The 26038-nt window shown below is 59.3% G+C and carries 28 protein-coding genes; 18 read left to right on the forward strand and 10 right to left on the reverse strand.

Translation table 11 applies throughout. The features are described 5' to 3' along the window. The first annotated feature begins 3 nt into the window (after positions 1-3). From BFV97_RS16640 to BFV97_RS16680, 9 genes are all read left to right on the forward strand, one after another. The gene (locus tag BFV97_RS16640) at positions 4-639 is read left to right on the forward strand and encodes a DUF2062 domain-containing protein (RefSeq protein WP_069301528.1); all 636 of its coding nucleotides are present in this window, start codon (positions 4-6) and stop codon (positions 637-639) included. A 21-nt stretch (positions 640-660) separates the two neighbouring features. Then, positions 661-1413: a pyridoxine 5'-phosphate synthase gene (locus BFV97_RS16645; protein ID WP_069301529.1), complete on the forward strand. Its 753-nt coding sequence runs from the start codon at positions 661-663 to the stop codon at positions 1411-1413. Beyond that, the gene (gene acpS, locus BFV97_RS16650; RefSeq protein WP_069301530.1) at positions 1410-1811 is read left to right on the forward strand and encodes a holo-ACP synthase; all 402 of its coding nucleotides are present in this window, start codon (positions 1410-1412) and stop codon (positions 1809-1811) included. The genes BFV97_RS16645 and acpS overlap by 4 nt, the downstream gene beginning before the upstream one ends. Before the next feature lie 50 nt (positions 1812-1861). Next, positions 1862-2668 (forward strand): signal peptidase I, encoded by an 807-nt coding sequence (gene lepB / locus BFV97_RS16655; RefSeq protein WP_069301531.1) that lies wholly within the window; start codon positions 1862-1864, stop codon positions 2666-2668. After that, entirely contained in the window at positions 2665-3354 is a 690-nt protein-coding gene (gene rnc / locus BFV97_RS16660; protein WP_069301532.1) for a ribonuclease III, read from the forward strand. Before lepB ends, rnc begins: the two co-directional genes overlap by 4 nt. After that, positions 3347-4261, forward strand: coding sequence for a GTPase Era (gene era / locus BFV97_RS16665; protein ID WP_069301533.1), 915 nt, complete (start codon positions 3347-3349; stop codon positions 4259-4261). The genes rnc and era overlap by 8 nt, the downstream gene beginning before the upstream one ends. A 3-nt stretch (positions 4262-4264) precedes the next feature. Further along, positions 4265-4594 carry a DUF1491 family protein gene (locus tag BFV97_RS16670; protein WP_069301534.1) on the forward strand — a complete coding sequence of 110 codons (330 nt, stop codon included), beginning with the start codon at positions 4265-4267 and terminating at the stop codon, positions 4592-4594. A 289-nt stretch (positions 4595-4883) separates the two neighbouring features. Beyond that, on the forward strand, positions 4884-5339 hold the full coding sequence (locus tag BFV97_RS16675) for a methylated-DNA--[protein]-cysteine S-methyltransferase (RefSeq protein WP_069301535.1): 456 nt from the start codon (positions 4884-4886) through the stop codon (positions 5337-5339). A 10-nt stretch (positions 5340-5349) separates the two neighbouring features. Further along, positions 5350-6186 (forward strand): EamA family transporter, encoded by an 837-nt coding sequence (locus BFV97_RS16680; protein ID WP_069301536.1) that lies wholly within the window; start codon positions 5350-5352, stop codon positions 6184-6186. A gap of 13 nt (positions 6187-6199) precedes the next feature. Here BFV97_RS16680 and BFV97_RS16685 read toward each other — a convergent pair whose 3' ends face one another. From BFV97_RS16685 to fsa, 4 genes are read right to left on the reverse strand one after another with little or no spacing between them, the layout of a single operon-like run. After that, the gene (locus BFV97_RS16685) at positions 6200-6892 is read right to left on the reverse strand and encodes a CDP-alcohol phosphatidyltransferase family protein (RefSeq protein WP_069301556.1); all 693 of its coding nucleotides are present in this window, start codon (positions 6890-6892) and stop codon (positions 6200-6202) included. Positions 6893-6930: 38 nt separating this feature from the next. Further along, positions 6931-7851 (reverse strand): tyrosine recombinase XerC, encoded by a 921-nt coding sequence (locus tag BFV97_RS16690; protein WP_069301537.1) that lies wholly within the window; start codon positions 7849-7851, stop codon positions 6931-6933. Next, positions 7851-8567, reverse strand: coding sequence for a DUF484 family protein (locus BFV97_RS16695; protein WP_069301538.1), 717 nt, complete (start codon positions 8565-8567; stop codon positions 7851-7853). The genes BFV97_RS16690 and BFV97_RS16695 overlap by 1 nt, the downstream gene beginning before the upstream one ends. Positions 8568-8595: 28 nt before the next feature. Further along, positions 8596-9249 (reverse strand): fructose-6-phosphate aldolase, encoded by a 654-nt coding sequence (gene fsa / locus BFV97_RS16700; protein ID WP_069301539.1) that lies wholly within the window; start codon positions 9247-9249, stop codon positions 8596-8598. An 83-nt stretch (positions 9250-9332) separates the two neighbouring features. Here fsa and BFV97_RS16705 point away from each other — a divergent pair, with 83 nt between their 5' ends. The 4 genes from BFV97_RS16705 to BFV97_RS19060 all read left to right on the forward strand — a co-directional run bounded on the left by BFV97_RS16705 (position 9333) and on the right by BFV97_RS19060 (position 14605). Beyond that, positions 9333-11555 carry a primosomal protein N' gene (locus BFV97_RS16705; protein WP_069301540.1) on the forward strand — a complete coding sequence of 741 codons (2223 nt, stop codon included), beginning with the start codon at positions 9333-9335 and terminating at the stop codon, positions 11553-11555. Between the two features lie 73 nt (positions 11556-11628). Next, positions 11629-12720: a histidinol-phosphate transaminase gene (gene hisC / locus BFV97_RS16710; protein ID WP_069301541.1), complete on the forward strand. Its 1092-nt coding sequence runs from the start codon at positions 11629-11631 to the stop codon at positions 12718-12720. After that, the gene (locus BFV97_RS16715; RefSeq protein ID WP_069301542.1) at positions 12717-13640 is read left to right on the forward strand and encodes a prephenate/arogenate dehydrogenase family protein; all 924 of its coding nucleotides are present in this window, start codon (positions 12717-12719) and stop codon (positions 13638-13640) included. Before hisC ends, BFV97_RS16715 begins: the two co-directional genes overlap by 4 nt. Positions 13641-13642: 2 nt before the next feature. After that, a complete protein-coding gene (locus BFV97_RS19060; RefSeq protein WP_245667782.1) occupies positions 13643-14605 on the forward strand; it encodes an extensin-like domain-containing protein in 963 nt (320 codons plus the stop codon). 21 nt (positions 14606-14626) lie between these two features. On the opposite strand, the gene BFV97_RS16725 is transcribed toward BFV97_RS19060, so the two are convergent. Beyond that, the gene (locus BFV97_RS16725) at positions 14627-15634 is read right to left on the reverse strand and encodes a DUF2125 domain-containing protein (protein ID WP_069301543.1); all 1008 of its coding nucleotides are present in this window, start codon (positions 15632-15634) and stop codon (positions 14627-14629) included. A 60-nt stretch (positions 15635-15694) separates the two neighbouring features. On the opposite strand from BFV97_RS16725, the gene BFV97_RS16730 reads away from it, so the two are divergent. Then, a complete protein-coding gene (locus BFV97_RS16730) occupies positions 15695-16246 on the forward strand; it encodes a gamma-glutamylcyclotransferase (RefSeq protein ID WP_425412284.1) in 552 nt (183 codons plus the stop codon). Positions 16247-16250: 4 nt separating this feature from the next. Here the strand turns inward: BFV97_RS16730 and BFV97_RS16735 are convergent, their stop codons facing one another. Together BFV97_RS16735 and BFV97_RS16740 are read right to left on the reverse strand one after the other, a co-directional pair. After that, a complete protein-coding gene (locus tag BFV97_RS16735) occupies positions 16251-16718 on the reverse strand; it encodes an NfeD family protein (protein WP_069301544.1) in 468 nt (155 codons plus the stop codon). An 11-nt stretch (positions 16719-16729) separates the two neighbouring features. Beyond that, on the reverse strand, positions 16730-17671 hold the full coding sequence (locus BFV97_RS16740; RefSeq protein ID WP_245667784.1) for an SPFH domain-containing protein: 942 nt from the start codon (positions 17669-17671) through the stop codon (positions 16730-16732). Positions 17672-17838: 167 nt separating this feature from the next. On the opposite strand from BFV97_RS16740, the gene BFV97_RS16745 reads away from it, so the two are divergent. Beyond that, positions 17839-19050 (forward strand): biopolymer transporter ExbB, encoded by a 1212-nt coding sequence (locus BFV97_RS16745; protein ID WP_069301545.1) that lies wholly within the window; start codon positions 17839-17841, stop codon positions 19048-19050. A gap of 3 nt (positions 19051-19053) precedes the next feature. Beyond that, on the forward strand, positions 19054-21075 hold the full coding sequence (locus BFV97_RS16750; protein WP_069301546.1) for a peptidoglycan -binding protein: 2022 nt from the start codon (positions 19054-19056) through the stop codon (positions 21073-21075). Positions 21076-21121: 46 nt separating this feature from the next. On the opposite strand, the gene BFV97_RS16755 is transcribed toward BFV97_RS16750, so the two are convergent. The 3 genes from BFV97_RS16755 to pyrF all read right to left on the reverse strand — a co-directional run bounded on the left by BFV97_RS16755 (position 21122) and on the right by pyrF (position 23357). After that, positions 21122-22381 carry a DNA polymerase IV gene (locus tag BFV97_RS16755; protein WP_069301547.1) on the reverse strand — a complete coding sequence of 420 codons (1260 nt, stop codon included), beginning with the start codon at positions 22379-22381 and terminating at the stop codon, positions 21122-21124. 35 nt (positions 22382-22416) lie between these two features. Beyond that, on the reverse strand, positions 22417-22563 hold the full coding sequence (locus tag BFV97_RS18820) for a hypothetical protein (protein ID WP_157888356.1): 147 nt from the start codon (positions 22561-22563) through the stop codon (positions 22417-22419). A gap of 98 nt (positions 22564-22661) precedes the next feature. Further along, complete coding sequence (pyrF, locus tag BFV97_RS16760) at positions 22662-23357, reverse strand: orotidine-5'-phosphate decarboxylase (RefSeq protein ID WP_069301548.1); 696 nt, start codon at positions 23355-23357, stop codon at positions 22662-22664. 129 nt (positions 23358-23486) lie between these two features. Between pyrF and BFV97_RS16765 the strand changes: the two genes are divergently transcribed. Together BFV97_RS16765 and BFV97_RS16770 are read left to right on the forward strand one after the other, a co-directional pair. Continuing rightward, positions 23487-24668 carry a multidrug effflux MFS transporter gene (locus tag BFV97_RS16765; RefSeq protein ID WP_069301549.1) on the forward strand — a complete coding sequence of 394 codons (1182 nt, stop codon included), beginning with the start codon at positions 23487-23489 and terminating at the stop codon, positions 24666-24668. Between the two features lie 105 nt (positions 24669-24773). Next, positions 24774-25958 carry an MFS transporter gene (locus BFV97_RS16770; protein ID WP_069301550.1) on the forward strand — a complete coding sequence of 395 codons (1185 nt, stop codon included), beginning with the start codon at positions 24774-24776 and terminating at the stop codon, positions 25956-25958. Positions 25959-26038: the final 80 nt, after the last annotated feature.

The raw sequence follows: 26038 nt of genomic DNA on the forward strand, positions 1-26038 counted from the left end.
CGGGTGTTCAAACGCAGAAATCAAAGGACGTGGCTGCAAACTATTGCAGAGTTCTTCTACCCCAAGTCGGGTTGGAAGCGCGCTTTTGGTTACGTAAAACACCGGATCAAGCGGCTGCCCGACACGCCCCATAAAATCGCGCTCGGAATAGCCTGCGGCGCCTTTGTCACCTTCACCCCGTTTTTCGGACTGCATTTCTTTCTGGCAGCCGGACTGGCCTTTGTGCTGCGGGGGAATGTGCTGGCGGCATTGCTCGGGACATTCGTTGGCAACCCGATCACCTTTCCGTTTATTGCGGCCACCAGTTACCGGCTGGGGTTGTGGATGCTGGGGGAGGGCCATGAAGGTCGCGTCTGGCATCGGGTGAAACACGGCGTTGTTGAAACGTGGAGCACAATTCTTGATAACGCCAAAGCCCTGTTCGGGTATCCGCCAAGCCCGTGGCACGGGGTAACTTCGTTCTTTTACGATGTGTTCTGGCCCTATCTGGTGGGCGGGATTGTTCCGGGGTTGATCTGCGCTTTGGTTCTGTATTTTGTGTCCAAGCCGATGATCTCGGCCTATCAGCACCGACGCAAAGGTGCGTTGTTGAAGAAATTTCACGAACTGCGGGCCAAGCGCCAGCAGAAGGCGGATTAAGCAGACTGGAAGGAATGGCGGATGGCGACGGGCAAATTGCGACTGGGTGTGAACATAGATCACGTGGCAACGGTTCGGAATGCGCGGGGGGGCGATACGCCTGATCCGCTGCGCGCGGCCCTTTTGGCGGAACAGGCCGGTGCGGACGGGATCACCGCCCATCTGCGCGAAGACCGCCGCCATATAACAGATCCCGACATTGAGGCGCTTGTGGAGGGGCTGACTGTGCCGTTGAACTTTGAGATGGCCGCGACCGATGAAATGCAGACGATTGCCTTGCGCCACAAACCCCATGCGGTGTGCATCGTTCCCGAAAAGCGCGAGGAACGCACCACCGAGGGCGGACTGGAAGTGGCGCGGGAAGAAAACAAGCTTGCCCATTTCATCGCGCCCCTGCGGGAAGCGGGTTGTCGGGTCTCTATCTTTATCGCTGCCGACAGGCCCCAGATCGAAGCGGCGGCGCGGATCGGTGCGCCGGTCATCGAATTGCACACCGGGGCCTATTGCGATGCCCATGCCGAGGGGCGGTTTGACGAACGGGACGCGGAATTTGCACGCCTGCGGGACATGGCAGCTTTTGCTGCCGATCTCGGGCTGGAGGTTCATGCGGGCCACGGGCTGACCTATGACACGGTGAAACCCATTGCCGCCCTGCCGGAAGTGCAGGAACTCAACATCGGTCACTTCCTGATCGGAGAGGCGATTTTTACCGGACTGGAAACCGCCATTCTGCGGATGCGCGTCCTGATGGACGAGGCACGTTCGGGCTTATGATCCTCGGCATCGGAACCGATCTGGCCAACATCGACCGGATTGCCGGAACGCTGGAGCGTTTCGGGGACCGGTTTCGCAACCGCGTCTTTACCGAAGTCGAACAGATGAAGGCAGAGCGGCGCCGCGACACCGTTGGCACCTACGCCAAGCGCTGGGCCGCAAAAGAGGCCTGTTCCAAGGCGCTTGGCACCGGATTGCGGATGGGCATCGCGTGGAAGGATATGTCGGTGCGCAACATGCGGACCGGACAGCCGGTGATGGAACTGACCGGATGGGCGGCGAAACGGCTGGATGAACTGACACCGCCCGGCCACCGCGCAGTGGTGCATGTTTCGCTGACGGATGACCATCCGTGGGCCCAAGCCTTTGTGGTGATAGAGGCTACACCAGTTGACTAAACCCCTTTGACAGGCCATGTAGCCAGCATATTTGAACACAGGCGGCAGCAATGGCAGATAAAAGCGAAAAATCAGGCGGAATCGCAGAGACTTTCAAGACCATATTCTGGGCTTTGTTTCTGGCAGGCATAATCCGCACCATTCTGTTCCAACCGTTCTGGATTCCGTCAGGCTCCATGAAGTCTACCCTGCTGATCGGGGATTTTCTCTTCGTGAACAAATTCACTTACGGCTATAGCTGGGCGTCCTGTCCCAGTATCCGCGGTTTCAATTTCTGTGGTTTTGCAAAGGATTGGGACGGACGGCTGTTCGGTGGAGAGCCGGAGCAGGGCGATATTATCGTATTCAAACACCCCGCCAGCGAAGCGGATTACATCAAGCGTCTGATCGGCCTGCCCGGTGACAAGGTGCAAGTGGTGAACGGTCAGGTGGTCCTCAACGGTGAGCCGGTTCCAATGGAGCCAGCGGGGACTTTCGTAGAGACCTATGATTCCCAAGGGCCAATGGGCAATCTGCCCGCCTGTGGCAACGGCGCTGTGGGAATCGGGGCGGAATGTGTGAAAGAACAGTTTGTGGAAACCCTGCCCAATGGCGTGTCCCATCTGACCCTGAACATCGGGGATCGCGGCGGGGATAACACGCCGGTTTATACCGTACCCGAAGGGCATTATTTCTTTATGGGCGACAACCGTGACAATTCCACCGACAGCCGCTTTCGCCAGCCCAATGGCGTTGGCTTTGTGCCGGCGTCTTATCTGATCGGCCGCGCCGACCGGGTGATGTTCTCATCGGCGGGCAGCTCCATTCTGGCCTTCTGGACATGGCGTGGTGATCGTTTCTTCAAGGCGCTCCAGTGAAGCTGGCAGCCGAACTTCGTGACTTTAGTGCCCGTTTGGGGCATGATTTCGCAGACATCGAACTTTTGGTTCAGGCTGTGACCCATTCCTCGTTGTCCTCGGCCACGCGGCCGGACAACCAGCGGCTGGAATTTCTCGGGGACCGTGTGCTGGGTCTTGTGATCGCAGAGGCGCTGTCGGACCGTGATCCTACGGCGTCTGAGGGGCAAATGGCGCCGCGTTTCAATGCCTTGGTGCGTAAGGAGACCTGCGCGGATATTGCCCGCGAACTGGATCTGGGGTCGGCGCTGAAAATGGGGCGCTCCGAGATGATCTCGGGGGGGCGGCGCAAACAGGCTATTCTGGCGGATGCGATGGAGGCAATTCTTGCCGCTGTCTATCGTGATGCCGGTTTTGAGGTGGCCCGCGCCCTGATCCTGCGCCTGTGGGACAGCCGGATAGACGCGGCCAAGGAAGACGCGCGGGACGCCAAGACAACCTTGCAGGAATGGGCGCAGGCCCGTGGCATGAAGCCGCCGCAATACGTAGAAGTGGGTCGCACCGGACCCGATCACGCGCCCAAATTCGAGATCGAGGCCCAGTTGGACAACGGGCTGCGCGGCCGGGGTGCCGCAGAAAGTAAACGCAATGCGCAACAGGCCGCCGCAAAGGCGGTTCTGGCGCAGTTGGAGAAACAGAATGACTGAAACACGGGCCGGATTCGTGGCGCTGATCGGAGAGCCGAACGCGGGGAAATCCACGCTGATGAACCGGATTGTGGGGGCGAAAGTCTCTATTGTGACCCATAAGGTGCAAACCACACGGGCGCGTATTCGTGGCATCGCCATCGAAGGCCAGAGCCAGATCGTCTTTGTCGATACACCGGGTTTGTTCCGCACACGGCGCAATCTGGACCGTGCGATGGTGGCCGCAGCCTGGGCCGGGGCAGGGGATGCGGATATTACCGTTCTTCTGGTTGAGGCCCATCGCGGCATGTCGCCGGGTGTTCGGATGATTCTGGAAGAGCTGGGCAATAAGGTTGGCAAGAACACCAAGGTTGCGCTTGCGATCAACAAGATCGACAAGGTGGAATCTGCGCGGCTGTTGGCTTTGACGCAAGAATTGTCCAACGCCTATCCTTTTGAAGAGGTCTTCATGATCTCGGCTGAAAAGGGCCACGGTGTTAAGGATCTGACAAAGTATCTGGCGGAAAACCTGCCAGAGGGCCCATGGCTCTACCCCGAAGACCAGATCGCGGATGTGCCCCTGCGCATGATCGCAGCAGAAACCACCCGCGAAAAGCTGATGCTGCGTCTGCATCAGGAACTGCCCTATTTTCTGACGGTGGAAACCGAGAATTGGGAGCAGAAGAAAGACGGCTCTGTGCGGATTGATCAGGTGATCTATGTGACCCGAGAAGGCCACAAGGGGATCGCTGTCGGGCCGAAAGGAGAGACCATCAAGGCGGTTTCAATGGCCTCGCGGCAGGAGCTGAAGGAACTGGTTGGCGCCGAGGTGCATCTGTTCCTTCAGGTCAAGGTGCGTCCGCGCTGGGAAACCGAAGCAGAGCGGTTTACCGAAATGGGTCTGGATTTCAAAGACACGCGGGAGTGAACCGTGGTCCGTGTGACCGCAGAGTTCTGGGTCAAAGCTTATCTGCGGCGTCTTGCGCTGGCGGATATTGCGGCGTTCGTCACCGCCCGCGGCGATGCCACAGCGGGGGCGGTTCTGATCAAACAGACGCCGCTGGACGGCACGGCAACGCTGTATCAACGCTCTTATGATCTGGATGGCAACCGTGTCTGGGTCACATTGTCCGAAGGGGCAGAGCAGGACGTGGATGACGCCGTGCGCCGCCAACGCTCCTTTGATCCTGATATTTGGGTAATAGAGGTCGAAGACCGCGCCGGACGGCATCTGCTGGATGAGGATGGCCTGCGGGAATAGGGCGGCGGTGCTGTGGGTGTCGCGGTGCCTGAACGGTTTTAATTTCTGAATATTTCAACACATTGGTATTGCTGGAGAAAAGTGATGACCCTGCAAATATGAAGCGTCTTATATGAAGCTTCATATAAGACGCGTGATGTATGACGCTTCATAAATGAAGCTTCGTGACAGCAGGGTGATTGGGCAGGATCCGGCGGCGAACTGCACTTGGCGGAAACGTTTTTGGCAAAACCGGAGTCCGCCCACATCCCGCTTGCCAAACCCCTGCAAAGCGGGGAACACTGCCGCCATGAACGCAGCCTATCTGAACACGCCCGTCGGCACCCTGACGCTGATCGCACAAGATGACGCGATTACCGGACTTGTGTGGGACCGCAGACAGGACGGTCCCTGCACGCCACTGTTGCAGGAGGGGCTTGACCAGCTTTCCGCCTATTTTGACGGGCGGCTTGCGCAGTTTGACCTGCCCCTCGCGCCTGCGGGCACAGAGTTCCAACAGCAGGTCTACACCGCCATGTCCGCGATTCCCCGTGGGGAGACCCTAAGCTATGGCGATATTGCAACAGCCCTTGGCGTGTCACCGCAACCCGTGGGGCAAGCCTGTGGCTCCAACCCCATTCCCGTGATCATCCCCTGTCACCGCGTGGTTGGCACCGGCCATCTGGGTGGATTTTCCGGCGCAGGCGGGGTGGAAACCAAAGTTAAACTGCTGCAAGGCGAAGGTGCCTATTCCCTGCTGATCTGAAAGTTCGCCTATGTCCGTCGCCGTCTTTGCCGCCGTTTTGTTCGCGGCCCTGCTTCATGCCAGTTGGAACGCCATAGTCAAGTTCGGAGAGGACAAGTTTCAGGGCATGGTCCTTTTGTCCATTTCCCACGGTCTGATCGGTTTGGTGATGATTGCAGTCTTTCCCGCGCCGGCACGGGAGTCGTGGTGGCTGCTTGCGGGATCGGTGCTGTGTCATCTGATCTACAAATCCTTCCTGACCATCGCATATATGCGCGGCGATCTCAGCCGTGTTTATCCCATCGCCCGAGGCACAGCGCCGATGATTGTGCTGGGGGTCAGCCTGTTGATTCTGCCCGATGTCGTCACCGGCACACAGGTCGGGGGGATTTTACTGGTGGGGCTTGGGATCGTTCTGATGGCGAAAGGGGTGTTCACCCACGGCGAGGAACGGGCCCTTATTCCTTATGCGTTGATGGCCGCGATTGGTACGGCGGGGTATTCGCTGTTTGACGGGATGGGCGCGCGCGCGTCCGGTCATGCCTCGGGCTTTGTCGCTTGGCTGTTCTTTCTTGACGCCTTCCTGTTTACCCTTGGCGGGCTTGCCCTGCGCGGGCGTGCGGTGCTGCCCCGATCGGGGCGGGTCTGGGCGCTCGGGATGGTTGCGGGGCTGGCCTCGGTCGTTGCGTACTGGATTGCTGTTTGGGCCATGACGGTCGCCCCCATCGCGGTTGTCACGGCGCTCAGAGAGGTCTCGGTGCTGTTTGCGGTGCTGATCGGGATATTCTTTTTTAAAGACAGGGCAGACGCCGGCAAGTTGCTTGCCGCCGTCGTCATCGTCCTTGGTGTGATCGCGATCCGGATTTGAACCGCGGTCTACATCAGGCTTTTTGCGGAAAGATCTGTTGCAGGATACCGGCCAGCAGCAGATAGATGCTGGTGCCGGCCAGAACCACTGTCACCAGCGGGCCGGGGTGGAAGTCCACCCAAGCCGCGATGCCCGCAGCAGCAGTCCAGACCAGCGCCACAGGCAGGCTCAACCAGCGCCAGCGTTCGGTGCGCACCGGATGGATGAATTTCAGCGGCGTAAACATGGTGATCGCGCAGGCGACCACCAGAAACAGCGTCACCCAGAAATTCGGCTCGGTGGCAAAGATTACCAAAATCAGCATGTTCCACGTGGCCGGAAAGCCTGAAAAACTGTTGTCTTTGGTCTTCATCCGCGTATCCACCATATACAGCGCAGAGGTGAAGGTGATGACAAGAATGCACAGCCAGCCGGTCCAGTCGGGCAGCAGCCCGCTCTGGAACAGGGCAAAAGCGGGGATGAAGATATAGGTCAGATAATCAATGATCAGATCGAGCACCACGCCGTCATATTGTGGAGAGTGGGTTTTCACATCATATTTCCGCGCCAGAGGCCCGTCGATCCCGTCCACAATAAAGGCCACCACCAGCCAGAGGAACATCATGTCCCATTTGGCTTCTGCGGCGGCAAGCATGGCGAGCATGGCAAACACCGCGCCGGTGGCAGTAAAAAGATGAACGGAAAGAGCTTTGATCTGATGTGTCATGGGCGGCTTCATATAGATTTTTGTCAATAAGGCGACGATTATCCGCCTTTCGGGTGGGCTTTTCTGTAGACGGCCATCAAATGGGCCTGATCCAAAGCGGTATAGGCTTGGGTCGTCGAAAGCGAGGCATGGCCCAGCAATTCCTGTATTGCACGCAAATCTCCGCCGGCTTCCAGAAGGTGTGTGGCAAAGGAATGACGCATGGCGTGGGGGGTTGCCGTGGCTGGCAGACCAAGCTGCATGCGCGTCTGTTCCATCACTTTCTGGATGTGGCGCGGGTTCAGAACCTTGCCCTTTTTGCCCAGAAACAGCGGCGTGTCGGGGGTATGGCTAAAGGGGCACAGCGCAAGATAGCTGTCGACCGCCTTGCGGGCTGTCGGCAGTACCGGCACGATGCGGTCCTTGTCCCCCTTACCGCGAATGCGCAGGGTTTCCCCCAGAGGCACCGCAGCGAATGTCAGGCCCAGCGCTTCGGAGATTCGCAGCCCGCACCCGTAAAGCAGTGTGATTACCGCCGTATCCCGCGCGCCGGTCCAGCCGTCCAGTGTTTGCAACTCTACCGTTTCGATCATGGCCTTTGCCTGATCTTTAGCAACGGGGCGGGGCAGTTGGGCTTTGAATTTCGGGGCACGGGTCGCCAGCGGTGCGGTGACTTCAACGCCCTCTGCCTCTCCGAGCCAGCGATAAAAGGATTTCACGGCCGAAAGCTCCCGCGCGAGGGAACGCGGACCCACACCGCGCCGCCGCTCATGGGCCATCCATGCCCGCATGTCGGTGATTTTAACCGCGCCGAGTTTGGCTTTCCCCAGATCGCCGCCCAAATGGTTGGCCAGAAATCCGAGAAACCCCGACACGTCCCGCTGATAGGCTTCAACAGTTTTGGCAGAGGCGCCTTGCAACGCAGTGATACTGGCCAGCCAGCGGCCCAAAAGATCAAAGGCGCCGCTTTGCGCCGACATCAGTTTAGCCAGCGGCGCAGCACACGTTCAAAGGCGCTGGCGAAAAAGACCAGAAGGTCCGCGCCTTTTTGCGGGGTGAACTGGTCGTTGCTGGCAGAGCCGAGCACCAGCATCGCCGGAAGATTGCCCTTGCCCAGATCAAGCCGTAGCAGGGCTTCGGATGTCACTTTTTCGGCGGCATCCCCAAAGAGCACCGGATCGGGATCATGTATGGTGCGCAGGGTCACGGGGCGCACCGATGTGCTGCGCCCGCGCGAAATGTAATCGTTGACGGCACCCGGGGCGCAGAAACACACACCGCTGCCAAATTCCGCCTGAAGCTGGTCTTCCATATCGGGCGTTGCTGCCGGACTTTCCAGCACCAGACGGGCCGAAGCCACATTCAGGATGCGGCCCAGTTCGTCCTGAAGGAGAACCAGAAAATCCGCGAAAGTTTTGGGTTCGAGAATGGCGAGCGTGGCCCGATGAATCTGGTTTGTGCTGGCCAGATTGTCATAGGCCGCAGCGATCACATGGCGGTGGGTGTCTTCCAGCCGGTTCAGACGGGCCTCGAGCCGCTCCAGCGCGATAGCGCGCAGGTCGATGACATTCTTGCCGCGCGCCACCTCGTCTGCCGAGATAAGCGCGCGCATGATGTCACGGTCTTCGAGAACCTGAATAGGGTCGGATAGGATATGTTCACGCACCGCGTCTTGCGGTTTCGCTTGCTCTGCCATTCGCTACGCCTCGTAACTACTGCGGGTGTTACAGGATCTTTTGTCCTGTCTTTGCCCAATCCTTCATAAATGCCTCAAGACCTTGATCTGTCAGAGGATGTTTTGCAAGGTTTTGCAGCACATTTGGCGGGGCAGTCACCACATCTGCGCCAATTTTGGCACAATCGGATACGTGGTTAACCGTGCGGATCGACGCTGCCAGGATCTCTGTTTCATAGGCGTAATTGTCGTAAATCACGCGAATATCCTCAATCAGTTGCAGCCCGTCGGTGTTGATGTCGTCCAGCCGCCCGATGAACGGAGAGATGAAGGAAGCACCCGCTTTGGCCGCCAGCAGCGCCTGATTTGCCGAGAAACACAGGGTGACATTTACCATAGTGCCTTCTTCGGACAGGGTTTTACAGGTCTTCAAACCGTCCCAAGTCAGCGGTACTTTCACGGCGATATTTTCCGCGATTTTGGCCAGCTTGCGGCCTTCCTTGATCATGTCGTCATAGTTCAGAGCCACAACCTCGGCGCTGACCGGACCGTCAATCATGCCACAGATTTCCTTGGTCACTTCCAGAATGTCACGACCCGATTTCATGATCAGCGAAGGGTTGGTTGTAACGCCATCCACAAAGCCCAGATCATTCAGTTCAGCGATTGCATCCACATCAGCGGTATCAACAAAAAATTTCATCTTTGGGGTTCCTTGTGTCCGGTTGGTTTCTTGCGCGTGGCTTGCGCAGGTGTCATGTTGGGGTTTATCGCAACACGCCGTGAATGAGAACCCCGCTTATCGTGCCCGAATACACCGATCAAAGCTATTTTGAAGCGGGTCAGCTTGTGGCTGTCCTGACCACGCAACCGCTTGACCGGCTGCTGGATTACAAGGCTCCTGCGGGGGGCTGTTTTCTGGGCGCCTATGTGGAGGTGCCCCTTGGTCCGCGCAAGGTGATCGGCGTTGTCTGGGGCGCAGGGCAGGGCGGGTATGACCCGAAGAAAGTCCGCTCTGTCATCGGGGTGATAGACGTGCCCCCCATGCGGGAAGAAATGCAAAAGTTTCTGGCCCGCGTCGGGGATTACACGCTGACGCCGCTGTCGGCCATGCTGCGGCTGGCGACCCGTGCGCCCGGACTGACCGATCCGCCCGGAATGCGCAAGATTTACGGGCTTGGCGATAAGGAACCGGACCGGATGACCCCTGCGCGGGAAAAGGTGATCGGCGTTCTGGAAGACCACGGCGGTGTGCGCTTCACCGCGGGGGAGCTGTCCACATTGGCGGGGGTGACGTCCTCGGTGGTGAAGGGTCTGATGAAGCAGGGGGTACTCGTCGAATACGAAACCCCGCGCGATCTGCCCTATCCGCATCTGGACGCCCGTCACGCCGGTAAGGAATTGACCGGCGATCAGGCGCGGGTATCGGCGTTGCTGCGGAATAAAGTGGCCTCACAGCGCTATGGCACCAGCCTGCTCAAGGGGGTGACGGGATCGGGCAAGACGGAAGTGTACCTTGAGGCGGTGGCCGAATGTCTTGCGCAGGGGCGGCAGGCTTTGGTGCTTCTGCCGGAGATTGCCCTGACGGTGGAGTTTCTGGACCGCGTAGAGCAACGCTTTGGCGCACGCCCTGCGGAATGGCATTCGGGCGTCACCGTGACAGAGCGGCGGCGCTGCTGGCGCATGGTGGGCGAAGGCAAGGCGCAGCTTGTGGTGGGGGCGCGTTCGGCGCTTTACCTGCCGTTCCAGAATCTGGGGCTGATCGTCGTGGACGAGGAACACGACCAGTCCTACAAGCAGGAAGACGGCGTGCTTTATAATGCGCGGGATATGTCGGTGCTGCGGGCTTCGATCTGCGGGGCTTCGGTGGTGCTGGCCAGCGCGACGCCGTCGCTTGAAAGCTGGGCCAATGCACGGGCGGGGAAATACGAACGCTTTGATCTGGCGCAACGGTTCGGCGCGGCAGAACTGCCTGAAATGAAGGCAATTGACCTGCGCAAGGAAGAACTGCCGAGTGGTCGCTGGATTTCCGACAGTCTGGCGCGGGAGGTGTTTTCGCGGCTGGAGCGCAAGGAACAGTCGCTGCTGTTTCTGAACCGTCGTGGCTATGCGCCGGTGACGGTGTGTCGGGCCTGTGGCCACCAGATCGGCTGTGACGATTGCGATGCGCGGATGGTGGAACACCGCTTTCAGGGTCGGCTGATGTGCCACCAGTGCGGTGAGACAAAACCGATGCCCGAGGTATGTCCCTCCTGTCAGGTGGAAGGCAAGCTGGCAGCGGTCGGTCCGGGGGTGGAGCGTCTGGCCGAAGAAGCGGTCGAACGCTTTCCCGATGCGCGGATTGCGGTGCTGTCCTCGGATATGTCCATGACCGCGCGGAACCTGAAGGAGCGGATCAAATCCATTGCAGAGGGCGAGGCGGATATTATCATCGGAACACAGCTTGTGGCCAAAGGGCATAACTTTCCGCTGCTGACCTGCGTGGGTGTGATTGATGCGGATCTGGGGCTGCAAGGCAGTGATCTGCGTGCGGCGGAGCGGACGTTTCAGTTGATCCGGCAGGTGGCAGGTCGGGCGGGGCGCGCTGATAAGAAAGGCACGGCCTATATCCAGACCCTGCAACCGGAGCATCCGGTGATACAGGCGATTCTGACCGGCGACGAAGAGGATTTCTGGGCCGCCGAAGCTGCCCAGCGCGAACAGGCTGGCGTGCCACCTTTCGGGCGGATGGCGGGGATCGTGCTGTCAGGGCCGGATCTGGCGCAGGTGTTTGACGTGGCGCAATATATGGTGCGCAACGCTGATCCGCTGCGCCGGATCAATGCGGAAATCTTCGGACCTGCGCCGGCACCCATTGCCCGTGTGCGGGGCCGCCACCGCGTGCGTATTCTGGTCAAGGCGGATAAAGGCACCGTGCTGCAACCCGCGCTGGCCGCCTGGTATGCCAGCATAAAGCCGCCCAATAATCTGCGCATCAGCATAGATATCGACCCCCAGACCTTCTATTAAAGCCTATTAATGCTTTATCAGGGGGGGCTGCGCCGCTAAACACGGGCGCAGAATACCAAAAGGATAACGTGAGATGACGGCGCGCATTCAGCCACAACCGGGCATTATGGACATCGAACTTTACGTGGGTGGCAAGGCCCATGTGGATGGTGTGTCCAATACGGTAAAGCTCAGCAGTAACGAAAACCCGTGGGGCGCAAGCGAGAAGGCCAAGCAAGCCTATCGTTCCGTTGCGGGCAATTTGCATGTCTATCCGTCCTCCGATCACAGCGCGTTGCGTGCGGCCATCGCCAAGGTGCATGATCTGGATGCAGAGCGGATCATCTGCTGTAACGGCTCGGACGAGCTGATTTCCTTTCTGTGTCAGGCTTATGCGGGGACAGGGGACGAAGTTCTGTTCACCGAACACGGCTTTCTGATGTATAAACTCTGTGCGCAAGCGGCAGGCGCAACGCCTGTTTCCGTGCGTGAAACAGAACGGACCACGGATGTGGATGCCCTGCTGGACGCGGCGAACGAGAATACCAAGCTGGTGTTCATCGCCAATCCCAACAATCCCACCGGCACGATGATCTCCGAAGCAGAGGTCGCGCGGCTGGCAGACGGGCTGCCCGAACAGGCGCTTTTGGTGCTGGACGGGGCCTATGCAGAGTTTGTCGAAGGGTTTGACGGGCACGCGGCACTGGTGGAGCAGCGCGACAACATCTTCATGACCCGCACCTTTTCCAAGATCTACGGGCTGGGCGGTGTGCGGATGGGCTGGGGCTATGGTCCGGCAGAGATCGTGAACACGCTGCAACGGGTGCGCGGTCCGTTCAACGTCAACGCCGGTGCGCTTGCCGCAGCTGAAGCCGCCATGCTGGATGTGGACTACACGGCCAAATGTCAGGATCTGAACAGCCAGTGGCGCGATTATCTGCAAACAGAGCTGACCGCGCTGGGCATAGCTTGTGATCCGTCTCTGGGGAATTTCGTGCTTGCCCGTTTCGGATCAGAGGCCGAGGCCGATGCGGCGGACCGCGCGCTCGGGGCTGAAGGGCTGATCGTGCGGGCGGTGAAAAGTTACGGCCTGCCAGAGTGTCTGCGGATTACCGTGGGCAAGGGGGCCGATTGCAAACGTGTGATCGCTGTTCTTTCCGTCTTTAAGGAAGGCTGGGAAGAATGACGCAGCTTTACAACAAAGTCGCCCTGATCGGGCTGGGGCTGATCGCGGGGTCGATGGCGCGGGCCATGCGCCGAGCAGGTCTGGCCGGTCAGATCGTCGGCCACGCCCGATCTGCAGAAACACGGGCGACTGCGCTCGACATCGGGTTGGTGGATGACGTGTTTGACACCGCCGCGGAGGCTGTACAGGGCGCGGATCTGGTGGTGCTCTGTGTGCCGGTCGGGGTGATGGGTGCAGTCGCGCAGGAAATCGCCCCACATCTGGCGCAGGATGCCACGGTTTCGGATGTGGGGTCGGTCAAGAAAGCCATCATTGATGCGGTGCAGCCCCATATGCCCGATCATGTCCATTTCATTCCGGCACATCCGCTTGCAGGGACGGAACACTCCGGCCCCCACGCTGGCTTTGCCGATTTGTTCAAGAACCGCTGGTGCCTTTTCACCCCGCTGCCGGATACCGATCCCGCCTATGTGGAACGGTTGCAAAAACTTTGGTCCTTGATGGGCGCGAATGTTGAGCAAATGGATGCAGAACACCATGACCTTGTGCTGGCTGTCACAAGTCATACGCCGCATCTGATCGCCTATACCATGGTGGGTGTGGCCGATGATCTGCAACGGGTGGCCAATAAGGAAGTCATTGATTTCTCTGCTGCGGGTTTTCGCGATTTCACGCGGATCGCGGCCTCTGATCCGACCATGTGGCGGGATGTGTTCCTCAATAACAAAGAAGCAACTTTGGAAATTCTCGGGCGTTTCACCGAAGAACTGTTCGATCTACAACGGGCCATCCGGCGCGGTGACGGAGAGCAGTTGTTCGACCATTTCACGCGCACCCGTGCGATCCGCCGCAGCATCATTGATGCGGGGCAGGACACGGATGCGCCGGACTTCGGGCGCGGCCCGAAACTGGGAGACTGAACATGACGCGATGGCGGATACCCTTGATGGCCTGTGCAATCGCAATCGCAGGGGCCGCTGTCGCGCAAACTTCACAAGACCGCCCGCAGTTGCGTCCCCTGTCGCTAGCGCAGAAATTCAATCGCAGCGGTGCGCCCCTTGTTGCACCCCGCCCGCAATTGCGCCGCTTTGATACGGGACGGACAGCCTCCAGCATTGCGGTGCAAAAGGTGGTTCTGGAACAGACGATCACCGAAGACGTGGTGATGCAGAAACTGACCAAAGCCGCGGTTGTGACCACCGGAATGGATGCGGGGGACGGGATCGGGCAGACCGTGACCCTGTCTTCCCGTCAGATCGTAGCGGACGGTCTGGCCAAGTCCCCGCGTCCGCAGACCCGACCGAAAGATTTGCAACTGGCCATGTCGGTGCGCAAGGATCGCGGTGCAAAATACAGCAAGAAGGGCTCTGTTTGCGGTTTGCGCGGCATTCGGGGCTATTCTGTGAAACGGGTGCGCGGCAAGGGCGCTTGCGGCATTGCGAAACCTGTGAAGGTTTCCGAGATCGACGGCGTTAAACTGTCCCGCGAGGCATTGATCGGTTGTGATGCGGCCCGTGCGCTTTATCGCTGGGTGCATGATTCCGCGAAGCCGACCGTGGGCAACAAAGGCGGCGGGCTGGCCCAGATACAGGTTGTTGCCAGCTACGCCTGCCGCAACCGCAACAGTGCCAAACGGGGAAAGCTGTCCGAACATGCCAAGGGCAATGCGGTGGATATTGCGGGTTTCGTGCTAAAGAACGGCACCAGCATGAGCGTGCTGCGCGGCTGGCGTTCCGGAGAGGACGGGCCAACCCTGAAACGCCTGCACAAAACGGCCTGTGGTCCGTTTCGAACCGTACTTGGCCCCAAGGCGAACCGCTTCCACCTTGACCATTTCCACTTTGACGTGGCCAAGCATCGTGGCGGCGGGGCCTATTGCCGCTAGACCCTGCGCCGTGTGTTGCGGTTAGGGATTGATGCGGAATTGCGGCGCGCGGCCAATAGGAATCGGACCGAGTGACATCACGCGGTTCTGGAACGACAGCGGCGCATCAATCGTGTCGGGATTGCCCGAAAGTTTCGCCAGCAACCCAAGTCCGCCTTCCAACGTGGACTGAAGCTCCGCAGGAATCAGCCCAGCACTGACCCCAAGATCCAGCATGTCCTGCCAGTTCTTCGCCCGCACCGAAACCTTGCCGGTGGGATAGCCCTCCGCGTCCAGATCAAGCGTGCCTTTGGCCTGAAAGTTCAATTCCCCCCAAGTGGCGTTAAAATCCTTGATGTTGAGCGAGGTCAGTTCCGGTTTGCGCCCCTCAACCGCGTGCCGGTCCCAAGGTGCGTCAAATCCGGCGGTGGCGTCCAGCCGCACGGTTTCAAACAGGTCGGGCAGCAGGTTGTCAGGGTCGATAATATCCTTGAAAATCCGTGCCGGTTTCAGATTTGTGGTCTGAAAAAACACATCATGGGAATTATCCTGACCCGCAGTCTGGCGCGTGGATAGCATGGCAGCATCCATTTCCGTCACCCAACCGGCATTAGAGGTCAGGGTCAGGTCCTTCACTTCGGCTGTGGCCGCGTTGAGCGAAAGATCGGTGTTGGCGTCAAATTTGATGCTGGCCTTCATGTCCTGCGAATTTACGTCGATCCGTTCCTGCGGTGTGGCGATGGTCTGTGTGTCCGGCCAGACGGCAATGGCGTGGTTCGGTTTATAGCTGAGCATCAGAACCTCAAACTCCGGCGCCTGCCACGCCCATCCGGTTGTAGGATCTGCAAGATTGAGGTCGGTGACACGGGTGTCAAAGCGGCTTGGGAAGCCCTGCACATCCAGCGTTTCATAATCCGCCACCCATCCGGCAGAACGGCGATCCTCCAGCCAGGCAGACAGCGCCGTTTGCTGCGCGTTGGAGCCGACCCACCAATAGCCAAACCATGCCAGCGACACGACAATCAGGATTCCAAATAAAGCACGAACCACGGGCAGCCCCTTTTCTTTTCCGTTTCGCGCGGGTTATAGCACCCTGAAAGGGGTGAACCAGTGACAAATATTGATAACGGTTTTTGGGTGTTCGGCTACGGCTCTTTGGTGTGGCAACCGGGATTTGACTTTGCCGAACGGGAAATTGCGCGGATGGACGGGTTTTCCCGCAGCTTTTGTATGTGGTCGATCCACCACCGCGGCACAGAAGCCGATCCGGGACTGGTGCTGGCCCTTGATGCTGCGCCCGGGTCCTGTTGTGACGGGGTCGCCTTTTTCGTGCCGCCTGAAACCGCGCAACAAACGATTGATTACCTGCGAGATCGCGAACTGGTTTCAGCGGCATATCTGGAGCAGGTCCATCCGGCGAAACTGCGGGACGGTCGCGTTGTAGACTGTGTGTCTTATGTGGTGGACCGCGATCACGTGCAGTATTGCGGCGGCCTGTCGCTGGAACGTCAGGCCGAGGTGATTGCCAAAGCGGTCGGCGGGCGCGGTCCGAACACAGAATATTTGGTAGAAGTGAATCGCCATCTCGGGGAGCTGGGACTGCCCGACCCCGATCTGGAATGGCTGACCCAGCGGGTGCTGGAACTGAGTGTAACCGCCTGAGCCGTTATACCGGCTCCACCTTCAGAACCATCCCTTCGGCGGCGCTGACCCTGACGGTGCTGCCGATTTCCGCAGTGGCACCAACAGCCCATTCCGCCCGCCAGCGCATGCCCTCGATTGTGACGGCACCGCTATGGCTGGCCGGATGAAAGTCGATAACCGTGGCCGTGCGCCCGATCAGATGGTTGGAGCGCTGGTTCAACGTATCATGGGCCGCTGCCCCGTCGCCAAAGCGTTGAACCACCCAGCGCCCTGCAAAGGTCAGGCCAACAGACAAAGCCGCAAATATCGTGATCTGCATCTCTCCCGACAGGCCCGGCATCAGCGCATGCACAACAGCCATGATCAATGCGGCAAGGGCGATCCAGATCAAGACAGCGGTGCCCGTGACCATCTCTACAGCACCAATGACAAAGGCCGCAGCAACCCACCACCACGGCGACAGATCAACGAGGAAATCGAGAAAAGGCATTCGTATATCCTTTACGATTTATCGGCGGAGGTGACGGCTTTGGCGATGTCGGCAATCCCGCTGATCGACCCGATCAGAGAGGATGCCTCCAGCGGAATCATAATGGTCTTGGCCGAGGGGCTGGCGGCAACATCCCGCAGGGCTTCGGTGTATTTTTGCGCTACAAAATAGTTCACGGCCTGTATGTCACCGGCGGCAATAGCCTCGGAAACCATCTGCGTTGCCTTGGCTTCGGCCTGTGCCATGCGTTCGCGGGCTTCCGCGTCAAGGAAAGCGGCTTCCTTGCGGCCCTCGGCTTCACGAATTTGGGCTTCCCGCTCACCTTCGGCTTTCAGAATGGCAGCCTGTTTCATACCTTCGGCCTGCAGGACCGAGGCGCGCTTGTCCCGTTCCGCCTTCATCTGGCGGGCCATCGCCTCGTTAATGTCCGGCGGCGGGGCCAGATCCTTGATTTCGACGCGGGTGACTTTGACGCCCCACGGATTGGCGGCTTCGTCGATCACCGTCAGCAGCTTGGCGTTTATAATCTCGCGGTTGGACAGGCTTTCGTCCAGATCCATAGAGCCGATAACCGAACGGATATTGGTTTGCGTCAGATTGGACAGCGCACGGTAGAGGTCGCGGACCTCATAAGCGGCGGCGGCAGCATCGACCACCTGATAGAACGTCACCGCATCCGTCACCACCATCGCGTTGTCACGGGTGATGACTTCCTGACTGTCGATGTCCAGAACCGTTTCCATCATGTTGATCTTGGCGCCCACCTTATCCATGAAGGGGATCAGAAAGCGCAGGCCGGGTTTCAACGTGCGGGTGTAGCGGCCAAACCGCTCTACCGTCCATTCCTCACCCTGCGGGATGGAACGAACCATCATGAAGATCAGGATGAGCGCAAACACAAACAACGCAACCGCTGTCAGGCCCACGGATTCAAATCCAAGTATTTCGTTCAAAACAACCACTCCGGCAAATCAGGTTTTCATATTTATATTTGGGCAGTTCACGGCTTTTTTACAATGGTTTAGTTGGGAAAACAGCTTTCAGGACCGGCGAACATACCATTTGGCATCCCAAGTCGGACAGGTTAGGGTGCACTCAAGCAGGGAGCAGGCCCCAGAGAATGTTGAAGGCAGACGCGAAGATCGACCCGCACTTTACCCAACCTGTGCGGCAAATCCTTATGATGCTGATGTTCGTCGTGATCGTCGCCATCGGGGGTTTTCTGTCGTATCAGTCCCTGCTGCCGATTTTCATGGCCAACATCTACCTGAACGGCTTTATCGGGCTGGTTTTCATCTTCGGGATCATCGCCTGTTTCTGGCAGGTCTTTACGCTTGTCAGTTCGGTCAGCTGGATCGAAGGGCTGGCGCTGGACCGGCCCGGACATGAATTTGTGCAGCCTCCCGGTCTGCTGGCGCCATTGGCGCATCTGTTGCGCAAACGCTCTGCGCGGGCATCGCTGACGTCGACCAGCACACAAAGCATTCAGGACAGTGTGGCAACCCGGCTTGATGAGGGGCGCGAGATCACCCGTTATGTGATCAACCTGCTGATCTTTCTCGGTCTTTTGGGGACGTTCTACGGGTTGGCCACAACGGTTCCGGCTGTTGTGGACACGATCCGCTCCCTTGCGCCGCAGGATGACGGCAGTTCGGTCGATGTCTTTGACAATCTGATGTCCGGTCTGGAACGTCAGCTTGGTGGCATGGGCACAGCATTCGGGTCATCCCTGTTGGGGCTGGCGGGATCGCTGGTGGTAGGGCTGCTCGATCTTATGGCCGGACGGGGGCAGAACCGCTTTTACCGCGAGTTGGAGGAATGGCTGTCCTCGATCACGAGAATCGGCGTGGCTGCCGGTGAGGGGGATATGGGCGGCGTGGAGAATTTCGCGCTTGCCGACATGCTGGAGCATACCACCTACCAGATTGAAAACCTGCATGACCTGCTGCGCCAGAGTCAGGAACGCCGTGCCGAAACCGACCAGCGGGTCGAGCGGCTCTCGCAGGTGGTGGAACGCCTCGCCGATGTCGCCGCCACAGGGCAGGGGGATCGGGACCGTATGGCCGAGCAAATCGCCTATGGCCAGAAACAACTGGTAGAGGCGGTGCAGGCCCTGCCCGAACAGATGGCTCACCCCCAAGGGGATGAGGTCTGGGATGCAGAGGCAAAGATGCGCCTGCGCAATATCGACACCCAGATGTTGCGCATCCTCGAAGAGATGACCGCCGGACGGCAGGGGGCGATCAGCGAATTGCGCAGCGATCTGCTGGGGCTGACATCTACCCTGCGTGCCGCGATCTCTGTCCCTGACGAGTCCGGTGACAGGGGGTAATCCATGGCCCTGAACCGCCGCTCTGCGAACCGGTTTTCAGCCAATATCTGGCCCGGTTTCGTGGATGCCATGACCGCGCTTTTGCTGATCCTTATGTTCGTGCTGACCATTTTCATGGTGGTGCAATTCACCCTGAACGAACGGATTTCCGGTCAGGACAAGGAATTGGATGCGCTCTCGGACGAGATCATCGGCCTGTCCGATGCGCTGGGTCTGGCGCGGAACCGTGCCAGCGGGCTGGAACAGGATGTCGGTCGGTTGAACGAATCTCTGGCCGAGGCGCAGGCCCGTGCAAACCGGCAGGACTCTCTGATTGCGGCTCTGAATGCGCAAACCTCCGATCAGGCGGCACAGATTGCGGGATTTGAAGAACAGGTGGCGTCGCTGCTGGCACGCAATACCGATCTGGATTCCCGCCTGTCTGACAGCCAGTCTCGCGTGTCCGTGTTAAGCGGGCAGGTCGAAGACCTTCAGGGCGATGTGGCCGATGCGGAAAGCCGCGAAGCTGCACTAGAGGACGAAAAACGCCTGCTGCTGGCGGATAAAGAGGCGCTGGAACGGGCCAATCTGACAGTCATTTCCGAAAAAGAGGCGCTGCAACTGGCACTGGCACAGGCGCGGGACGAAATCGACGAAAGCACCGAGGCGGCCCGTCTGGCCGCGGCGAAACGGGAGGCATTGGAAGGGTTGATTGCCGATTTGCGGGCAGATGTCAGCAACAAGGAAGGCTCCCTTGCAGAGGCGCTGGCCCTCTTGGCGGCAACGCAGGACGACCTGTCCGACACCCGTGGCTCGCTCAGCGATGCCTTGGCGCAGGTCAGCACCACCCGTGCAGAACTGGCCGAAAGCCGCAGTGCACTGGGACAGACCCGCACCGCACTGGAGCGGGAGCGCGCAGCGTTGGCGCAAGCAGAACAGGATGCAAGCGATCAGGCGCAGGCATTGGAAGAGGCGCAGTCCGAACTGACCGCCCGTGGCCTGACCGAAGAAGAATTGCGCGCGCGGATTGATGCGCTGGTCAACAGCCTGTCCGAAGAGGAAAAGGCGAAACTGGCCGAAGCCGCCGCCGCCGCTGCGCTTCGGGAGAAGCTGAAAGGGGCCGAGGACGAGCTGACCGCCATGACCCTGTTGCTGGAGGCCAAGCGCAAGGAAGCCGAAGACACGTTGACCCTGCTGGCCGCGACCCGCGCCGAACTGACCGAGGCAGAGCGCGAAGCGGCACAAAACATGAGCGAAGGCGACCGGCAGGCAGCACTTTTGTCCGTGGCACGGCAGGAACTGGCCGCAGAGAAAACCGCCAGCCGCGAAGCCACGCGCAAACTGGCCCTGCTGAATGAACAGACGGTGGAACTGCGCAAGCAATTGGACCGTTTGCAGGGCCTTCTTGATGCCTCTAAGGCGGCGGATGCGGCCAGTCAGGTCCAGATCGAAGCACTGGGCGCAAACCTGAATACCGCGCTGGCCCGTGTCGCTGCCGAGCAGAAAAAGCGTCTGGCAGAGACCGAGAAGCGCATGGAACTGGAAGAGGCAGAGCGCAAACGGCTGGAGGAGGAAGCCAACGATCTGAAGAAATTCCGCTCCGAGTTTTTTGGCCGCCTGCGCGATGTGCTCGGGACACAGGAAGGCGTGCGGATTGTCGGGGACCGGTTCGTGTTTTCCTCTGAAATCCTGTTTGGCGCCGGTTCCGCCACGCTCGGGGAGCAGGGCAAGGCAGAGATCGCAAATGTGGCCAGCATCATTCTGGATGTTGCGGACCAGATCCCTGCCGAAATCGACTGGATTTTGCGGGTGGACGGGCATACCGATAAAACCCCCCTGTCCGGTTTCGGAGAGTTCCGCGACAACTGGGAACTGAGTCAGGCGCGGGCGCTATCGGTGGTGCGGTATCTCAACACGGAACTCGGGGTGCCGGCAAACCGGTTGGCGGCCAACGGGTTCGGGGAGTACCAGCCGATTGCCGAAGGGGACAGTCCTGCGGCGCTGGCGCAGAACCGTCGGATTGAATTAAAGTTTACCGAGAAATAGGTTTTTGCGCTCCGCGCGGGGAGTATTTGCGGAACATTGAAGCCGGTTAGCGCAGGGCACGTCCCTTTAGGATGGCGTCCTTGCCGAATCTTTGGCGGATTGCGTCTGTGGCCCGTTCTGCCTTGGCCCGTTTTGCGGCGTCCTGTTCCAGCAAGTCCATATAGTGATCGGCCTCTTCGGGGCGGGTCAACTGGCTGATGCCGATACCGATCAGGCGGAAGGGGGCCTTGTCGATCACCCCGTCAAGCATCTGGCGTCCGTGGGAATAAATCCGGTCCGCCATCTGGGTCGGCTCGGGCAGGGTAACAGAGCGGTTCAGGGTTTTGAAATCCGCTTTCTTGACTTTCAGCGTCACGGTTTTTCCGGCGTATTCCTTGGCTTTGGCGCGATCTGACACCTGTTCGGCCAGCCGCCAGAGATGTCCGTCCAGCAGGTCGGCATCGCCAGTGTCTTCAAAAAAAGTGGTTTCCTTGGAGATGCTTTTCACCGGATCGCGCCCCGAAATCCGGCGGTGATCGAGACCCTGCGCCAGATGCCAGAGCCGGTCGCCCATAGAGCCGTAGCGTTCACCCAGCGCCTTGCGGTCGCGGCGGCGCAGGTCTGCGAAGGTCTGGATGCCGTCACTTTGCAATTTGCGTTGCAACACGGGTCCGGCGCCCCAGATTTTTTTGATGGGGAGCGGCGCGAGAAGGTCCAGTGTTTCCGCCTTTCCAACCACGGAAAACCCCCGCGGTTTGTCCAGATCAGAGGCAAGTTTGGCAAGGAACTTGTTGTGGGACAGGCCGATGGAACCGGAAATCCCCAACTCGTCCTCCATCCGTTTCACCAGCCGTGCAAGCATGACCGCAGGCGGGGCGCCGTGCAGTTTTTCTGTTCCGCTTAGGTCGATGAACGCCTCATCCAGTGACAGCGGTTCCACCACGGGGGTCAGGTCTTGCATCATTGTGCGGATGGCGCGGGAGACCTCTACGTAGGCGTCCATACGGGGTTTCACCACCACCGCTTCGGGACAGAGTTTCAGCGCCTTGAACATGGGCATGGCGGAATGCACCCCGTTGATCCGCGCGATATAGCAGGCGGTGGAAACCACGCCCCGTTTGCCACCGCCGATAATTACCGGCTTGTCGCGGATTTCCGGATTGTCCCGTTTCTCCACGGATGCATAAAATGCGTCGCAATCCATATGGGCGATAGAAAGCGAGAACAATTCCTCATGGGCCAGCACGCGCGGTGAGGCACAATGTTCGCAGCGCGGTTTGAGCGCGCAGCGTTTCAGGCAATCTCGGCAGAAGGCGGGTTTTGGCATAGGGTCTTATCCCGCAGTTCTCCTGCCAATACCAGTCAGGACGTGATGTCAGCTTGGGAATTTCCGGCATGGATGGCAGGGGCGGCCATCAGGGTTGCGTCAAGGGGCAGCGCTTTGACGTGGGTGGCCAGCAGGCCGGTAGCGATCAATGCGGTGAGTCCGATTTTCGAGAAGATATCCATAAGAGGCTCCGTTAAGGTTCGGTCTTCTGGATCGCGCCCAAACCTTAACAGTGCGTTAAAGATAAAATTGAAGTTTCTGGTATTTTAGGCGTTTGCCATCACAGCGCGGTCAGTTCCGTAAGGATCGCTTGCGCTGCGGCTGCGGGATCGTCGGCCTGAATGATCGGACGCCCCACCACGATGTGATCCGCCCCGTCCCCAATCGCGCTGGCCGGTGTTGCAATGCGTTTCTGATCGCCCGAGGCCGCCCCGGACGGGCGCACACCCGGTGTCACGATCAATCTGCCAGCGGCTTCGGGCAGGGCGCGGATCAAAGCGGCCTCCTGCGGGGAGGCGATGACCCCGTCGGCACCGGCCAGAAACGCGGCGCGGGCCCGCTCTAACACAAGGTCTTGCAGATCGCCGGACTGGATCAGGCAATCGTCCAGATCGCTCCGGTCGAGGGAAGTCAGGATTGTAACGGCAAGGATCTTGAGGCCGCTGTCGCCCCGTCCGGCCACCGCTGCACGCACCACATGGGGGTCGCCGTGGACGGTCAGAAAGTCGAGATCATACTGCGCAATCCCGCCCACGGCCCGTTCCACAGTGGCCCCGATGTCAAAGAATTTCATATCCAGAAAGATGCGTTTGCCCTGTTCTTTCAGCTCATTCGCGAGCGCGAGTCCGCCCCCTGTCAGCATCCCCAAGCCGATCTTGTAAAACGATACAGTATCCCCGAGCTGTTCGGTGATGGCGAGGCCATCCAGAACATTGGGAACATCAAGGGCAACGATCAGACGGTCATCAGCAGGCATATCAGGGCTCCGTTGGCTGGTTTTTCGGGGTTTGGGACGGTGGCGCGTGAAAGTCAAGGCAACAGGGGGTGTTTGCGCCTGATCGGGGGGCGTGGTATTTGCAGGCTATCCGAACAAAGAGCTTTCCCCGTGTTCACTCCTACCTCTCCGCCGCGTTTCGTGACGCTTGTACTGCTGACTGCGATTTCGGTGCTCTCGCTGAATATGTTTCTGCCATCCCTGTCGAATATGGCGCGGGACTTTGAGGTGGATTACGCGGTGATCAACCTGTCGATTGCAGGATACCTCGGGGTGAGCGCGGTTTTGCAGATCGTTATGGGGCCGTTGTCGGACCGCTGGGGCCGCAGACCGGTGCTGCTGGCGGCTATGGCGATCTTTACGGTGGCGTCGATCGGGTGCTGGCTGGCGCCGAATGTCTGGGTGTTTCTGGGGTTTCGTCTGCTTCAAGGGGCGGTGATTGCAGGGATGGCCCTAAGCCGCGCGGTGATCCGCGATATGGCCCCGCCACAGGAAGCGGCGAGCATGATGGGCTATGTGGCGATGGTCATGGCGCTGGCACCGATGGTGGGGCCGGTTGTTGGCGGGCTGCTGGACCAGATGTTCGGCTGGCGGGTGACATTCCTGTTGTTTGCAGTGCTTGGTGCGGGTATTTTTGCCTTGTGCTGGCGGGATCTCGGGGAAACCAACACCAAGAGATCGGATACATTACTGGCCCAGTTCAAAACCTATCCGGCGCTGCTGCGCGCGCGGGAGTTCTGGGGGCATGTGGCCTGTCAGGCCTGCTCGGTGGGGGCGTTTTATGTCTTTCTCGCCGGAGCGCCGCTGGTCGGGGAGGCCCAGTTCGGCCTGACACCGGCCAAGCTCGGGCTTGGTATGGGGGCGATTACGATGGGGTTTGTTTTTGGCAATTACCTGTCGGGCCGCTACGCCAAACGCTATGCGCTTTCTACGCTGATGATAGCGGGACGGATTGTGGCGCTGACAGGATTGGGCGGCGGTTTCGTTCTTTTGGTGGCGGGGATTATGCATCCGCTGGTGTTATTCGGGTCGGTGGTGTTTGTCGGTCTTGGCAACGGGCTTACTCTACCGGCGAGCAATTCGGGTGCGTTGTCAGTGCGTCCCGATCTGGCGGGCAGTGCATCTGGACTGTCTGGCGCGGTGGTGGTGGGGAGCGGTGCCATCCTGACCTCTGTGACCGGCGCGGTCCTGAACGAAACCTCTGGCGTTTTTGTGCTGATGTCGATCCTGTTCGGGGTGACGATCCTCGGGCTGGTGGCGGCCTATGATGTGCGCACCACCACACGACGCTGACGCAGGCGGTTATACCAACGCAGGGTTGCCGGATTTGCGAATTGGCAAGGGCTGAAAATTCCCCTACCAGTTGGGTCAGCAATTTTTAAGAAGTGGAATACTGCCATGAATGCTGGCATCGTCTTTCTTGTACTGGCCTATGTCATGAGCCAGTTTTACAGGGCTTTTCTTGCGGTTATGGCACCTGCGCTCGGGGCGGATATAGGGGCAGGGCCCGAGGATCTCGCCTTTGCGAGCGGCATGTGGTTTCTGGTTTTTGCAGCGATGCAGATACCCGTGGGCGAGGCGCTGGACCGGATCGGACCGAGACGGACCGCCAGTATTCTCTTTGCCCTTGGCGGCGGGGGCGGGGCGGCGGTTTTTGCACTGGCAACCAGTCCGCTGCACATCACGATTGCCATGATGCTGATCGGTGTCGGGTGTTCGCCAGTGCTTATGGCGTCTTATTACATCTTCGCCCGCTCCTATGCGCCGGCCGTTTTTGCCACCCTTGCGGGGGTGACGCTTGGAATCGGGACGTTCGGCAATATCGGCAGCGCCCTGCCGCTGACGCTGGCGGTAGAGTGGTTCGGATGGCGGGGAACCATGTGGGTGCTGGCGGCTGTAACCTTGGCCATCGCGCTGATGGCGGGGATTTTCGTGCGTGATCCTGCGCGTGTGGAGGTGCAGCAGAAGGGCTCTGTGCTGGATTTGCTGCGGATGCCCGTGCTCTGGCCGATCCTTGCGATGATGGGGGTGAACTATATCTCTGTTGCCGGGTTGCGGGGGCTTTGGGTTGGTCCTTATCTGGATGAGGTCTTTGCCGCCACGCCCGAGGTCATCGGGGTTGTGACCCTTGTGATGAGCTTTGCGATGGTGGCGGGGAATTTTGTCTACGGGCCGATGGACCGTCTTATCCCGTCCCGTAAGACGATTGTTTTGGGCGGCAACCTGATCAATCTTTGCTGCGTGGTACTGCTGATCCTGTTTGCGGGACACTCTGTTGTGGTTGCAACTGTGCTGCTGGCAATGATCGGTCTGACGGGGGCGACCTTTGTGGTGATTATTGCCCATGCGAAAACCTTCTTTCCGGAGCATCTGACAGGGCGGGGTGTGACCCTGCTGAACCTGTTTGGCATGGGCGGGACGGGGCTGTTGCAATCCTTGTCGGGGCGACTTTACGGCACGGTCGCGCCGGACAATACGGCAATCGTCGCCTATCAATGGCTGTTCGGGTTTTTCGCCCTGTGTCTGCTGGCGGGGTGTATCGCCTATGCCTTCAGCCGCGATGGTCGGAATGTGCGGGCGTAGGACGAGTATTTCCGGAACATTGAAGCGGTTCTGAAACACAACGGGTTTTTCGCTGTGGCTCTTGTCGGCTGCGCGGCGGG

This window comes from Neptunicoccus sediminis (assembly GCF_001719615.1).
In the GTDB taxonomy this organism is placed as follows: domain Bacteria; phylum Pseudomonadota; class Alphaproteobacteria; order Rhodobacterales; family Rhodobacteraceae; genus Amylibacter; species Amylibacter sediminis.

Bases quoted from the DNA above. Each gene is read 5' to 3' on its own strand.
- fsa (WP_069301539.1), bottom strand. From the start codon at position 9,249: ATGAAATTTTTTGTTGATACCGCTGATGTGGATGCAATCGCTGAACTG.
- BFV97_RS16685 (WP_069301556.1), bottom strand. From the start codon at position 6,892: ATGACACATCAGATCAAAGCTCTTTCCGTTCATCTTTTTACTGCCACC.
- BFV97_RS16695 (WP_069301538.1), bottom strand. From the start codon at position 8,567: ATGGCAGAGCAAGCGAAACCGCAAGACGCGGTGCGTGAACATATCCTA.
- BFV97_RS16690 (WP_069301537.1), bottom strand. From the start codon at position 7,851: ATGTCGGCGCAAAGCGGCGCCTTTGATCTTTTGGGCCGCTGGCTGGCC.
- BFV97_RS18820 (WP_157888356.1), bottom strand. From the start codon at position 22,563: ATGGATATCTTCTCGAAAATCGGACTCACCGCATTGATCGCTACCGGC.
- BFV97_RS16705 (WP_069301540.1), top strand. From the start codon at position 9,333: ATGAGAACCCCGCTTATCGTGCCCGAATACACCGATCAAAGCTATTTT.
- BFV97_RS16715 (WP_069301542.1), top strand. From the start codon at position 12,717: ATGACGCAGCTTTACAACAAAGTCGCCCTGATCGGGCTGGGGCTGATC.
- hisC (WP_069301541.1), top strand. From the start codon at position 11,629: ATGACGGCGCGCATTCAGCCACAACCGGGCATTATGGACATCGAACTT.
- pyrF (WP_069301548.1), bottom strand. From the start codon at position 23,357: ATGCCTGCTGATGACCGTCTGATCGTTGCCCTTGATGTTCCCAATGTT.
- era (WP_069301533.1), top strand. From the start codon at position 3,347: ATGACTGAAACACGGGCCGGATTCGTGGCGCTGATCGGAGAGCCGAAC.
- BFV97_RS19060 (WP_245667782.1), top strand. From the start codon at position 13,643: ATGACGCGATGGCGGATACCCTTGATGGCCTGTGCAATCGCAATCGCA.
- BFV97_RS16750 (WP_069301546.1), top strand. From the start codon at position 19,054: ATGGCCCTGAACCGCCGCTCTGCGAACCGGTTTTCAGCCAATATCTGG.
- BFV97_RS16755 (WP_069301547.1), bottom strand. From the start codon at position 22,381: ATGCCAAAACCCGCCTTCTGCCGAGATTGCCTGAAACGCTGCGCGCTC.
- BFV97_RS16680 (WP_069301536.1), top strand. From the start codon at position 5,350: ATGTCCGTCGCCGTCTTTGCCGCCGTTTTGTTCGCGGCCCTGCTTCAT.
- acpS (WP_069301530.1), top strand. From the start codon at position 1,410: ATGATCCTCGGCATCGGAACCGATCTGGCCAACATCGACCGGATTGCC.
- BFV97_RS16745 (WP_069301545.1), top strand. From the start codon at position 17,839: ATGTTGAAGGCAGACGCGAAGATCGACCCGCACTTTACCCAACCTGTG.
- BFV97_RS16770 (WP_069301550.1), top strand. From the start codon at position 24,774: ATGAATGCTGGCATCGTCTTTCTTGTACTGGCCTATGTCATGAGCCAG.
- BFV97_RS16645 (WP_069301529.1), top strand. From the start codon at position 661: ATGGCGACGGGCAAATTGCGACTGGGTGTGAACATAGATCACGTGGCA.
- BFV97_RS16675 (WP_069301535.1), top strand. From the start codon at position 4,884: ATGAACGCAGCCTATCTGAACACGCCCGTCGGCACCCTGACGCTGATC.
- lepB (WP_069301531.1), top strand. From the start codon at position 1,862: ATGGCAGATAAAAGCGAAAAATCAGGCGGAATCGCAGAGACTTTCAAG.
- BFV97_RS16735 (WP_069301544.1), bottom strand. From the start codon at position 16,718: ATGCCTTTTCTCGATTTCCTCGTTGATCTGTCGCCGTGGTGGTGGGTT.